This is a genomic window from Spirillospora sp. NPDC029432 (assembly GCF_040703975.1).
Taxonomy (GTDB): Bacteria; Actinomycetota; Actinomycetes; order Streptosporangiales; family Streptosporangiaceae; genus Spirillospora.
In genome coordinates, this window is the sequence record NZ_JBEZWH010000045.1 from 54,829 (window position 1) to 66,988 (window position 12,160).

12 protein-coding genes are annotated in these 12,160 nt (G+C 70.6%); 10 read left to right on the forward strand and 2 right to left on the reverse strand.

The genetic code is table 11. The features are described 5' to 3' along the window. Window positions 1-83: 83 nt before the first annotated feature. The 3 genes from AB0881_RS28765 to AB0881_RS28775 all read left to right on the forward strand — a co-directional run bounded on the left by AB0881_RS28765 (window position 84) and on the right by AB0881_RS28775 (window position 3,472). Window positions 84-1,562: an amino acid permease gene (locus AB0881_RS28765; protein WP_366621782.1), complete on the forward strand. Its 1,479-nt coding sequence runs from the start codon at window positions 84-86 to the stop codon at window positions 1,560-1,562. 82 nt (window positions 1,563-1,644) lie between these two features. Then, window positions 1,645-2,991, forward strand: a complete 1,347-nt coding sequence (locus AB0881_RS28770) for an FAD-dependent oxidoreductase (RefSeq protein WP_366621784.1) — start codon at window positions 1,645-1,647, stop codon at window positions 2,989-2,991. A 115-nt stretch (window positions 2,992-3,106) separates the two neighbouring features. Further along, window positions 3,107-3,472 carry a hypothetical protein gene (locus tag AB0881_RS28775; RefSeq protein WP_366621786.1) on the forward strand — a complete coding sequence of 122 codons (366 nt, stop codon included), beginning with the start codon at window positions 3,107-3,109 and terminating at the stop codon, window positions 3,470-3,472. 16 nt (window positions 3,473-3,488) lie between these two features. On the opposite strand, the gene AB0881_RS28780 is transcribed toward AB0881_RS28775, so the two are convergent. Continuing rightward, the gene (locus tag AB0881_RS28780; protein WP_366621788.1) at window positions 3,489-4,574 is read right to left on the reverse strand and encodes a hypothetical protein; all 1,086 of its coding nucleotides are present in this window, start codon (window positions 4,572-4,574) and stop codon (window positions 3,489-3,491) included. A 237-nt stretch (window positions 4,575-4,811) separates the two neighbouring features. On the opposite strand from AB0881_RS28780, the gene AB0881_RS28785 reads away from it, so the two are divergent. Both AB0881_RS28785 and AB0881_RS28790 read left to right on the forward strand, forming a co-directional pair. Beyond that, entirely contained in the window at window positions 4,812-5,105 is a 294-nt protein-coding gene (locus AB0881_RS28785; protein ID WP_366621790.1) for a hypothetical protein, read from the forward strand. Window positions 5,106-5,200: 95 nt separating this feature from the next. Next, window positions 5,201-5,449 carry a hypothetical protein gene (locus AB0881_RS28790; protein WP_366621791.1) on the forward strand — a complete coding sequence of 83 codons (249 nt, stop codon included), beginning with the start codon at window positions 5,201-5,203 and terminating at the stop codon, window positions 5,447-5,449. 74 nt (window positions 5,450-5,523) lie between these two features. On the opposite strand, the gene dxs is transcribed toward AB0881_RS28790, so the two are convergent. Further along, on the reverse strand, window positions 5,524-7,434 hold the full coding sequence (gene dxs, locus AB0881_RS28795) for a 1-deoxy-D-xylulose-5-phosphate synthase (protein WP_366621806.1): 1,911 nt from the start codon (window positions 7,432-7,434) through the stop codon (window positions 5,524-5,526). A 163-nt stretch (window positions 7,435-7,597) separates the two neighbouring features. Here dxs and idi point away from each other — a divergent pair, with 163 nt between their 5' ends. From idi to AB0881_RS28820, 5 genes are all read left to right on the forward strand, one after another. After that, complete coding sequence (gene idi, locus AB0881_RS28800) at window positions 7,598-8,176, forward strand: isopentenyl-diphosphate Delta-isomerase (RefSeq protein ID WP_366621793.1); 579 nt, start codon at window positions 7,598-7,600, stop codon at window positions 8,174-8,176. Window positions 8,177-8,284: 108 nt separating this feature from the next. Continuing rightward, window positions 8,285-9,571, forward strand: a complete 1,287-nt coding sequence (locus tag AB0881_RS28805; protein WP_366621794.1) for an extracellular solute-binding protein — start codon at window positions 8,285-8,287, stop codon at window positions 9,569-9,571. Between the two features lie 37 nt (window positions 9,572-9,608). Beyond that, the gene (locus tag AB0881_RS28810; RefSeq protein WP_366621796.1) at window positions 9,609-10,520 is read left to right on the forward strand and encodes a sugar ABC transporter permease; all 912 of its coding nucleotides are present in this window, start codon (window positions 9,609-9,611) and stop codon (window positions 10,518-10,520) included. Then, window positions 10,517-11,353 (forward strand): carbohydrate ABC transporter permease, encoded by an 837-nt coding sequence (locus AB0881_RS28815; RefSeq protein ID WP_366621798.1) that lies wholly within the window; start codon window positions 10,517-10,519, stop codon window positions 11,351-11,353. Before AB0881_RS28810 ends, AB0881_RS28815 begins: the two co-directional genes overlap by 4 nt. 89 nt (window positions 11,354-11,442) lie before the next feature. Then, a complete protein-coding gene (locus AB0881_RS28820; protein ID WP_366621799.1) occupies window positions 11,443-12,066 on the forward strand; it encodes a hypothetical protein in 624 nt (207 codons plus the stop codon). The last annotated feature ends 94 nt before the right edge of the window (window positions 12,067-12,160 follow it).

Genomic DNA, 12,160 nt, shown 5'->3' on the forward strand with positions numbered 1-12,160 from the left:
CCCCAATCCCCTACGGACCGGTTTCGGCCGGGCGCATTCGGTGATCATCAACCCGTACCATCACCCCCGCCGAGGAGGACGGCGTGAGCCTGTTCCGTACCAAATCCGTCGAGGAGTCGATCCGCGACACCGAGGCGCCCGAACAGCAGCTGCGCCGCGACCTCGGCGCGCTCGACCTGGTCGTCTTCGGGGTCGGTGTGATCATCGGCACCGGCATCTTCGTGCTGACCGGCCAGGTGGCCAAGGACAAGGCCGGCCCCGCGGTGGCGATCTCGTTCATCCTGGCCGCCGTCGTCTGCGGCCTGGCCGCCCTCTGCTACGCCGAGTTCTCCTCGACCGTCCCCGTGGCGGGCTCGGCCTACACGTTCTCCTACGCCACGCTGGGCGAGCTGCCCGCCTGGATCATCGGCTGGGACCTCATCCTGGAGCTGGCGCTGGCCGCCGCCGTGGTGTCGGTCGGCTGGTCCGGATACGCGGCCTCGCTGCTGGACTCCCTCGGGCTCACGCTGCCCGAGTCCATAGTCAATCCACCGGGCGAGGGCGGCGTCGTCAACGTCCCCGCGATCCTCCTCGTGCTGGCCGTGACCGCGGTCCTCGTCCTCGGCGTCAAGGTGTCCTCGCGGGTGAACGCCGTCGTCGTCGCCATCAAGGTCTTCGTCGTCCTGCTGGTGATCGTCGCCGGGCTGTTCTTCATCAAGGGCGCCAACTACAAGCCGTTCATCCCCGAGTCCCAGCCGACCCCGTCGGTCGAGGGCGCCAAGGCGCCGCTCATGCAGGTGCTCTTCGGCATCGAGCCGGTCAGCTTCGGCTGGCTCGGCATCTTCGCCGCCATCGCGATCGTGTTCTTCGCCTACATCGGCTTCGACATCGTCGCCACCGCCGCCGAGGAGGCCCGCCACCCGCAGCGCGACATGCCGATCGGCCTGCTCGGCTCGCTGGCGATCACGGCCGTGCTGTACGCGGCGGTCTCCCTCGTCGTGGTCGGCATGCAGCACTACAGCGAGCTCAGCGAGGAGGCGCCGCTGGCCGACGCGTTCAAGGCCGCCGGGCATCCCGGGTTCGCCACGATCATCAGCATCGGCGCGGTCGCCGGCCTCACCACCGTGGTGCTGATCCTGCTGCTCGGGCAGAGCCGGGTGTTCTTCTCCATGAGCCGGGACGGGCTGCTGCCGCCCTGGCTGTCGGCCGTGCACCCGCGCTTCGGCACCCCGTACCGCTCCACGATCGTGATGGGCGTGATCGCCGCCGCGCTGGCCGGGTTCATCCCGCTGGCGGCGCTGGCCGAGCTGGTCAACATCGGCACGCTGTTCGCGTTCCTGGTGGTCTCGATCGCGGTGGTGATCCTCCGCCGGACCCGGCCCGACCTGCCCCGCGCGTTCCGCGCCCCGCTGGTCCCGCTGGTGCCCGTACTGTCGGTGCTCGGCTGCCTGTTCGTGATGCTCAACCTGCCGCTGGAGACCTGGCTGCGGTTCCTGGCCTGGATGGCGATCGGATTCCTGATCTACTTCGTGTACGGGTACCGGCACAGCCGGCTGCGCGCCGCCCACCGCCACGAGGCCTGATTCCAGGTCGTGACCTGCGGATTCACCGGGTCGTACGGGGTCCGTGTGTCGTTGCCCACATAGGATGGGCACAATGGCGCGCATGACGACCGCACCCCCGCACGTCGCAGTGATCGGCTCCGGGCCCGCCGGCCTCTACGCCGCCGAGGCCCTGGTCAAGCAGACCGACGACAACGTCCGGGTCGACGTCCTCGACCGGCTGCCCACCCCGTACGGGCTGGTCAGGTACGGCGTGGCGCCCGACCACAAGTCCATCAAGTCGATCGCCCGCTACCTGCAGCGCGTGCTGGAGAACCCGGCGGTGCGGTTCTTCGGCTGCGTGGAGCTGGGCCGCGACGTGTCCCGTACGGACCTGCTCGACTGCTACGACGCGGTGATCTACTCGACGGGCGCGATGGTCGACCGGCACCTCGGCGTCCCGGGCGAGGACCTGCCCGGGAGCGTGGCCGCCACCGACTTCGTCAACTGGTACTGCGGGCACCCCGACGCCGCCGACCACGCCTTCGACCTGACCGCCGAGGAGGTCGCGGTCATCGGCGTCGGGAACGTGGCCGTGGACGTGGTGCGCATCCTCGCCAAGACCGTCGAGGAGCTGCGCGAGACCGACATCCCCGAGCACGTGATGGAGGCGCTCGCGGCGAGCAAGGTCCGGCGCGTCCACATGGTCGGGCGGCGCGGGCCCGCGCAGGCCAAGTTCACCACCAAGGAGCTGCGCGAGCTGGGCGAGCTGCCCGGCGTGAGCGTGCACGTGCGGCCCGAGGACATGGAGCTGGACCCGGCGAGCGCGGAGCTGGCCGAGTCCGACCGGCACGTGCGCGGCAACGTCAAGGTCCTGAACGGCTGGACCGGCGACCCGGACGAGGACCGGCCGCGCCGGATCGACGTGCGGTTCTGGCGGGCGCCGGTGGAGATCCTCGGCACCGAGCGGGTCGAGGGGCTGCGGGTGGAGCGCACCCGGCTGGACGAGTCGGGCCGCGTCACCGGCACCGGCGAGTACGAGACGCTCCCGGTCGGCATGGTGCTGCGGTCGGTCGGCTACCAGAGCGTGGCGCTGGAGGGCGTGCCGTTCGACGAGCGGTCCTTCGTCGTCCCCAACGAGGGCGGCCGGATCGTCGGCCCGGACGGCGTCGTCCCGCGCGAGTACGTGGCGGGGTGGATCAAGCGCGGCCCCACCGGCGTCGTCGGCACCAACAAGTCCGACGCGGCCGAGACCGTGCGGAACCTGCTGGCGGACCTCGACCCGGACGGGCCCCGGCCCGCCCGGACGATCGAGGAACTGCTGGAGTCGCGCGGCCTGCGGGTGGTCACCTACGCCGACTGGCTCAACCTGGACGCCGCGGAGATCGAGCTGGCGCGCTCGCTCGGCCGCGGCGAGCGGGTCAAGCTGGCCCGGTGGGAGGCCATGCGGTCGGCCTGCCACCCGGGCTGAGCGCGGCCCCGGGCGCCCCGGGCCGTCCCCCGGTTTCCGGCGAACCGCCCGCTCGGCCAGAGAACCCCGTGACGAACTAGTGACGCAGACCTGACCGGGGCGCTACGGTGCGCGTGTGAGCGGCGGTCCAGAGCTGTACGGATTCCCCCCACCCGCCCGGCTGCCCGACCTCAGGTGGCTCGGCCCCGACTACGTGTCCGTGCTCGTCTACGACCTGACGCAAGGGCTCCTGCGCCAGGATCCGGGGACGCGCGTCATGGGCGTGCGGTGCGAGGGCGAGCCGGAACTGCGGCCGACGGTCGATCCGTCCGGGGTCATCCGGGCGCACGACGCGACGTTCCCGCTGCAGGTCTTCGTGCAGGACGGCGCGGGCCGGCCCTGGCGGCTTCGCGGCCGGTGGACGTACTCCGGCCGCGACCTCGGTACCGCCGCGGCCTCGATCACGCACTTCTGGCAGCTGGTGGCGGCCGAAGGCGTGTGAGGAGCGGCGGCGGGCGCTACCGGCCGCCCTTCCGCGGCCCGGCGAGGAAGCCGAGCAGGCCGCCCAGGTCGGTCAGGTTGGCGAGCGGGCCGTTCATGAGCGCAGGCAGGAAGGCCGCGGCGAACTGGCGCTCCTCCTCGTCGCTCAGCTCGCCGTCCCGGCCGTGGTCGCCGTCGGCGTACGGGTCGAAGGCGTACGGGTCCTGGGCGTACGGGTGCGGCGTGTACGGCTGGTGGCTCTGCGGCTGCTGACCCTGCTGCTGCTGGCCCTGCGGTTGCTGCGCCTGCGGCTGCTGGTTCTGCGGCTGGTCCTTGGACTGGTCCGCCTGGGGCTGGTCCGCCTGGGGCTTTCCGGCCGGTGTGCCGTCCGCGGGCGCGTTGGGAGCGGGCGCGGGCGCGTTGGCGGCGGCCTCGGGCGCGGGCGCGTTCGGCGCGGCCTCGGGCGCGGGCGCGTTGGGCGCGGGCGCGTCGGCGGCCGGAGCGACCGGCTCAGGGTCGCCGGGCACCGGGGTCTGGGCGGTGCCGGTCCGGGCGGGCGCCTGCCCCCTGGACGTGTCGGTCGCCGACCGGTCGGCCGCGGGCCTGGCCCCGGTACGGCCGTCATCGTCCCGGCCGACACCGAAGAACCGCTTCCAGAACGACGCGTCGCCGCCGTTGATGTTGGAGATCGAGGCGCTGGTGCCCGGCCGGACCCTGATGTTGGACATCGCGCGCCCGGTCCGCATCTGCACGTCCCGCATCTCGAACCGCACGCGGGGCTTGCCCGCCAGCTCGATCACCGACCGCACCCGCTCGGTGCCGCGCCAGGCGATCGTGGACTTGCGGCCCTCGACACGGGTGTCCCTGGTGACCGCGGGCAGCACGGAGTCGGTGCCGTACTTCTTCGTCAGGGAGTAGACGCAGTCGCGCTCCAGGATGATGGTGCCGCCGTTGTGGAAGGCGCGGGCCAGCGCCGCCTCGTCCCCCTTGCCGTCAGTGCACGGCACCGGTGCCGGGGGCGCCGCCACCGCCACCGCCGGCAGCGCCGCCACCACCGCGAGCGCGGCCACGGGCACCGCTCCGCGGCGCAGGGCCCTTCCGTTCTCGAACGTGTCTCGCATCATCGTCCCCCCGTCACTCCAGAGTTGATCACCTCGATTGACTACTCACAGTTACCAGAACGGTGCGGCCCGAACCAGGAACCGTGCACCACGCCCCGCCCACCGACACGCAAAAGCACCTTTAACCACGCCTCGTGTTCAAGATGCCACGCAGGGTAATTGAGCCGATGGAAAATCAACGATCGCTTGCCCCTCCGTCCCGGGTTCTCCGGGGGGCGCGGGGCAAGGAAGGACACGTTCATGAACACCATGCAGCGCATCACGATCGTCGGCTTCGCGACCGCGGGGATGGCACTGTTCGGGGCCGGTGCGGCGATGGCCGACACCTACCACGAGCACAACGTCCTCGGGGCCAGCCACGAAGGCGCCTTCAAGAAGAGCGTCAAGGCCGGCACGGTCTACGACGACTGCCACCACAAGTGCCACGGCAAGGGCAAGCACCACCACCACAAGCTCGCGTTCTACAAGAAGTCGATCGAGGGCGCCAGCCACGAAGGCGCGTTCCTGAAGGACGTCAAGAGCGTCGCCAAGTGACGTCGCACGCCGCCTGACCTGAAGTACGGTCCCGCCCGCGGCCGCGGGCGGGACCTTCCATCCGACCCGACCCGACCTCGGAGCTAGGAACATCCATGATCAGCACCCGCCGGCTCGCCTTGACGGGCGTCACCGCACTCGCCCTCGTCGCGGCGGCCCCGGCAGTGGCCTCCGCCGACGTCGCCCATACCCGCAAGTTCGCAACCGCGTCCCATCAAGGGGCCGTGCTCCGCGTCCACAGCGCCCACGTGGGCGCGGACGGCCGGATCTACTACCACGACACCCTCTACTGGGCCGATTCCTCCGGGGCCGGCATCCAGGAGGTCACCTCCGGCGCCCGCTGACCGGCGGGCCCGCGCGCCCGACATGGCTCAGCCCCGGCCGAGGCCGGGGCCGAGCCGTCTCTGCCGGAGGCCCGTCAGTCGGACGGGGCGGTCTCGCGGGCCTCCACGGAGGTCGCCCGGGACACCGCCTCGATGATGTCGCGGGCCAGGTCCTGCGGGGTCAGGCCGATGTCGGCCAGGATCATCGCGCGCTTGGCGTGGTCGAGGAACTCCTGCGGGATCCCGAACGTGCGGACCGGGGTGTCGATCCCGGAGTCGCGCAGCAGCCGGGCCACGGCGTCGCCGACGGCGCCGACGCGGCCGTTGTCCTCCACGACCGCGACCATGCTGTGCCGGGCCGCGGCCTCGACCAGGGCGGGGTCGAGGGGCTTGACCCAGCGCGGGTCGACCACGGTCGCGCCGATGCCCTGCGCGGCCAGCCGCTCGCCGACCTCCACCGCGGGCGTCGCCATCGCGCCCGCCGCCACCACCAGGACGCGGGTGCCGTTGGCGCCGTCGTGGCGGGCCAGCACGTCCATCCCGCCGAGAGTGTCGATCGCGTCGATGTCCGCGGCGACCGGGCCCTTGGGGAAGCGCAGCGCAGTCGGCCCGTCGTCCACGGCCACCGCCTCGCGCAGCAGCTCGCGGACGCGGGCGCCGTCGCGCGGCACGGCGATCCGCATGCCCGGCACCAGCTGCAGGATCGACAGGTCCCACATGCCGTTGTGGCTGGGCCCGTCGTCGCCGGTGACGCCGGCGCGGTCCAGCACGAACGTGACCGGCTGCCGGTGCAGCGCCACGTCCATCAGCACCTGGTCGAACGCGCGGTTGAGGAACGTGGCGTAGATCGCCACCACCGGGTGCATGCCGCCCATCGCCAGCCCGGCGGCCGAGGTGACCGCGTGCTGCTCGGCGATGCCGACGTCGTAGCACCGGTCGGGGTAGGCGGCGGCGAAGTCGGCCAGCCCCACCGGGTGCAGCATCGCCGCGGTGATCCCGACGATGTCGGAGCGCTCCGCGCCGAGCGCGACCATCTCCTCGCTGAAGACGTTGGTCCAGATCCGGCCCTTGGGCTTCTGCACGCCGGTCTCCCGGTCGTACGGCCCCGGCGAGTGGAACTGCTCCTCCTCGTCGTTCTCCGCGGGCGCGTAGCCGTGGCCCTTGCTGGTGATGCAGTGCACGATCACCGGGCCGCCGAAGTCGTGCGCCTTGCGCAGGGCGTGCTCGACGGCCTGCTCGTCGTGGCCGTCGATGGGGCCGATGTACTTGAGGCCGAGGTCCTCGAACATGGCCTGCGGCTGCAGCATGTCCTTGAGGCCCTTCTTGATGCCGTGCAGCGCCTCGTAGGCGACGTTGCCGACGACCGGGGCCCGCGGGACGGTCTTCTTGACCAGTTCCAGCGCGTGCTCGTAGGTGGGGGTGACCCGCAGGTCGGCCAGGTGGCTGGCCAGCCCGCCGATGGTCGGGGAGTACGAGCGGCCGTTGTCGTTCACCACGATGATCACGCGGCGGTCGCGGCCCTCGGCGATGTTGTTGAGGGCCTCCCAGCACATGCCGCCGGTGAGCGCCCCGTCGCCGACCACGGGCACCACCACGCGGTCGCTCTCGCCGTTCAGCTCGAACGCCTTGGCCAGCCCGTCGGCGTACGACAGGGCGGTGGAGGCGTGCGAGTTCTCGATGATGTCGTGGGCGGACTCGGCCTGGCTCGGGTAGCCGGAGATGCCGCCGCGCTGCTTGAGCAGGCCGAAGTCATGCCGGCCGGTCAGCAGCTTGTGCACGTAGGCCTGGTGGCCGGTATCGAAAAGGATCTTGTCGCGCGGCGAGTCGAAGACCCGGTGCAGCGCGATCGTGAGCTCGACGACCCCCAGGTTTGGGCCCAGATGACCGCCGGTCTTGGCCACGGCGTCCACCAGGAACTCCCGGATCTCCCCGGCGAGCCGCGGCATCTGCGTGGCGTCCAGTCGCTTGAGGTCCCCCGGACCCTTGATCGACTCCAGCAGAGTCACGCGCGTCAACTCCTCCATCAGGGGCTCCTCTGCCCCTGGTCGTCGGGCCGTTCCGAGTTTAGTCCCGGTTGACCCGCCGCGCGCCAGGGGCCGTTCCTTCCTCACATCCTCGCCACAAAACCCACACGCGAGGGCCACGGGGCGGTGGGGTAGTAAAGGGAGCATGGTGATCGAAGAGATCGTGCTGCTCAACGCGGCGGACGAGGCCATCGGCACGGCGCCCAAGGCTCCCAGCCACCACCGTGACACGCCGTACCACCTCGCCTTCTCCTGCTTCCTCGCGGACGCCGCCGGCCGGGTGCTGATCACCCGCCGGGCGCTCGGCAAGCGCACGTTCCCCGGCGTGTGGACCGGCAGCTGCTGCGGCCATCCCGGCCCCGGCGAGGGGCTGCGGGACGCGGTGGCGCGGCGGCTCCGCGACGAGCTGGGTGTGACGGGAAGCACGATCACCTCGGTCCTGCCCCGGTTCCGCTACCAGGCGACCGCCGAGGACGGGACGCTGGAGAACGAGCGCTGCCCGGTCGTCCGCGCCGTCGTCCCGTCCGGCGCCCCCATGCGGCTCGACCCCGAGGAGGTCGAGGACGCCGAGTGGTGGTCCTGGGACCGCTGCGTCGATCTCGCCGGCCGGCCCGAGTCGTCCCCCTGGTACCGCCTCCAGATCGCCGAGCTGGCCCCGCTGGGTGACCCGCTGAGCTGGCCGGACGCCGGTACGGACGAGCTGCCGCCGTCGCTGGCGTGGTGACCCCGCCGTGCCCGGCGGGTAACCACGAGATCTCGTTTCGTCTCCGCCTGTTGACCCTCCGCTGATCCGAACGGACGCTTGCTTTCCCGGGTGACGAAGGGACTGGCGATGCGTGGTAGGTGGAAGGCGCTCGCCGCAGCGACCCTGGCCGGCGTGCTGGCCGTGTCCGGCTGCGGTGGCGGCGACGACGGCGGCGGGGACGCCTCCCAGGTGGAGGTCTTCTCGTGGTGGACGGGCCCCGGCGAGGCCGACGGGCTGGCGGCGATGCAGGCGCACTTCGAGAAGGCGAACCCGGGCACCAAGTTCGTGAACGCGGCCGTCGCCGGCGGATCGGGCACGCAGGCCAAGGCGGTGCTCGCCAGCCGCCTGCAGAACCGCAAGCCGCCGGACTCGTTCCAGGGCCACGCGGGCGCCGAGCTCCTCGACTACATCAAGGCCGGCCAGATCGAGCCGCTGGACTCGTTCTACGAGGACAACAACCTCAAGCAGGCGTACCCGCAGCAGCTGCTGGAGCAGATCTCGTACCAGGGCAAGATCTACTCGGTGCCGGTGAACATCCACCGGTCCAACATGCTCTGGTACAACCCGAAGATCCTTGAGGACGCCGGGATCGACGGCCCGCCGAAGACGATCGCCGAGTTCATCACCGCGCTCAAGGCCGTCGACGACAAGACCGACAAGGTCCCGCTGTCGCTCGGCATCCAGTGGACCGCCGACCACCTGCTGGAGAACGTGCTGCTCGGCGACCTCGGCACCGACGCGTACAACGCGCTGTGGAAGCCGGGCGCCGACTGGAGCAGCCCCGCGGTCACCAAGGCGCTGACCGACTTCGCCGAGATCATGAAGTACACCACCCAGGAGTCGGCCTCCAGCGAGTGGCAGGACGCCGCCAAGGCGGTCGTGGACGGCAAGGCCGCGTTCAACATCATGGGCGACTGGGTCTACGGCTACTACGTCAACCCCGGCCCCAACGGGCTCGGCAAGAAGCTCGACACCGACTTCAAGTACGCGGCCGCCCCCGGCACGGACGGCACGTACATGTGGCTGTCGGACAGCTTCACCCTCCCCCGGAACGCGCCGCACCGCGGCGGGGCGCTGGCCTGGCTCAAGGTCGCCGGCAGCAAGGAGGGCCAGGACCTCTTCAACCCGAAGAAGGGCTCCATCCCGGCCCGCAAGGACGCCGACAAGAGCCTCTACAAGGGCTACCTGGAGTACGCGCTGAACGAGTGGACCAGCCCCGACACCAAGCTCGCGGGCTCGTTCTGGCACGGCGTGTACGCCAGCAACAAGTGGCACACCGACATCGACACCGCGGTGGGCCTCTTCCTCCAGAACAAGGACGTGGCCAAGCTCCAGCAGAGCCTGGTCGCCGCCGCCAAGAACAGCGCCCAGTAGTGGCACCGCCCGTACCCGACGGAGGGAGCGCGCCCGAGTGAGCCGCCGCTGGACGCCGCGCCGCGCCCGGCGGTGGCTCCCGGGACTGCTGCTGGTCTCGCCGTCGATCGTGGCGATCGGCCTGTTCGTGTACGGGCTGATCTTCTGGAACACCCGGGTCGCGGTGAGCGGCCGGCACGACGAGATCACGCCGTACGGGTTCGACAAGGGGAAGAACTTCGTCGACCTGTGGGACGAGCCGAGCTGGCCGCCCGCCGTCCGGCACGCCCTGCTGTTCACCGCCGTGTTCGTCGGGGGCGCGCTGCTGCTGGGCGCGTTCCTGGCGTTCCTGATGGAGAAGGGCGTCAAGGCCGAGGCGGGGTTCCGGGCGATCTACCTGTTCCCGATGGCGATCTCGTTCATCGCCAGCGGCGTCGTGTGGCGCTGGCTGATGAACCCCGCTCCGCCCGAGCGCGCCGTCGGCCTCAACCAGCTCTTCGGCCGGGTCGGGCTGGACGCGCTCGCCAACGACTGGTGGCAGCACCAGCGGTGGGGCATGGCGGCCATGGCGCTGCCCGCGATCTGGCAGATGTCGGGGTACGTGATGGCCCTCTACCTCGCCGGGTTCCGCGCCGTGCCGGAGGACCTGCGGGAGGCGGCCCGGGTGGACGGCGCCTCCGAGTGGAAGGTGTACCGCCACGTCGTCATCCCGCAGCTGCGGCCGGTGACGCTGTCGGCGCTGATCATTCTCGGCCATATCTCGCTGAAGGTGTTCGACCTGATCATGGCGATCGCGGGCAAGCAGATCATCACGTACGTGCCGGCCATCGCCACGTACGTCGAGGTGTTCGACTCCCATGACCCGGCCAACGGCGCCACCATCGCCACCTACCTGCTGCTGGCGGTGGCCCTGCTGGTGATCCCGTACCTCGTCTGGTCGGTCCGCTCCGACCGGAGGGACCGGGCATGAGCGCCCTGCGCGAGCCCCGCACGCTCCGGACGGTGCGGTTCGCCCTGCTGCTGGCCTTCGCGCTGGTCTTCCTGATGCCGGTGTACGTGCTGGTCGTCACCAGCTTCAAGTCGTTCCAGGAGGCCGATCCGAGCAGCGCCTGGAACCTGCCGGCCCAGTGGAGCGCCGAGGGCTGGCGGGCGGCCTGGGAGACGCTGCGGCCGGGCCTGGAGAACAGCCTCAAGATCGCCGTATCGGGCTCGCTGATCGCGGCCGTCCTGGGTTCGCTGAACGGCTACGTACTGTCCAAATGGCGTTTCCCCGGCTCCGACGCCGTGTTCACCCTGTTCCTTTTCGGGATGTTCATCCCTTATCAAGCGGTAATGATCCCGCTGGCGGGTCTGCTGACCGAGATGGAACTGGTCGGCACCATTCGCGGCCTGGTCCTGGCCCATGTGGTGTACGGCATCCCGATCTGCACGCTGATCTTCAGGAACTACTACGTCACGATCCCGACCGAGCTGATCGAGGCGGCCCGCGTGGACGGCGCCGGAATGCTCCGCACGTACGCCTCCATCGTCCTGCCGGTCTCCGGCCCGGCCTTCGCCGTGACGCTCATCTGGCAGTTCACGTCGCTCTGGAACGACTTCCTGTTCGCCGTCTTCCTGGGCACTCCCGACAGCTGGCCCGTCACCGTGGCGCTGAACAACATCGCCGGTTCCGGCGCGGTGGCCGTCCAGTACAACCAGCAGATGGCGTCCGCTCTCCTGGCCTCGCTGCCCACCCTGCTCGTCTATCTGCTACTGGGCCGCTTCTTCATGCGCGGTTTGATGGCCGGAGCGCTCAAGGGATGACAAGAACACGGAACACGGCAACCGGCGGCGGCACATAAGCGTCACATAAAGGCCAGAAACCGCACCCCGCCTCATCACAGGGAATGTCAATGACCCTCAGACGACTGGCCGCCGTGGGCGCCGCGACCGGCATGGGCCTCGCGACCCTCGCCCTCACCGCCGGCCCCGCGTTCGCGGATCCGGGCATCTCGGCGACGCCGAACCCGTTCGTGCCTGGCACCACCCTCACCCTCACCGCCACCGAATGCGATGAGAAGCCCCTCAACGTCTCCGACGACGGCCTCTTCGCCGCGCCGCCGGCGTGGGCCGCGGCCACCCCCGAAGGCACCTGGAAGGCCACCGCCAAGACGAACAAGGTCGCCGCCGGCAAGACCTACGTCGCCAAGTTCACCTGCAAGGTCGAGAACGGCGTCGCCAACCTCAGCCTCACGGTGAACCCGAAGAAGGACGAGGAGCCCGAGCCGCCGAAGTTCGACTTCGGGTACGACGACGTGAAGCTGTCGACGACCAGGGTCGTCCCCAACGGCACGACCACGTTCGCGATCCGCTGCCCCACCTCCGTGACCATCACGAGCAACGGCTACACCAAGAACCCGCTGCCCGTGAAGAAGGACGGCGAGAACGCCTGGACGGCGAAGGGGACGTTCAAGTCCTCGCTCCCCGACCCCACGGTCGCCACCGTGACCTGCAAGGGCCACGGGTCGGTCAAGTAGGGCGATGCCGCCGCGGTGGTGTGGTGTGGTGGCCGGTCACCTGGAGGGCATCTCGCGACGTACGGGGGTCACCCGTTGTCCGATTGTGCCACAG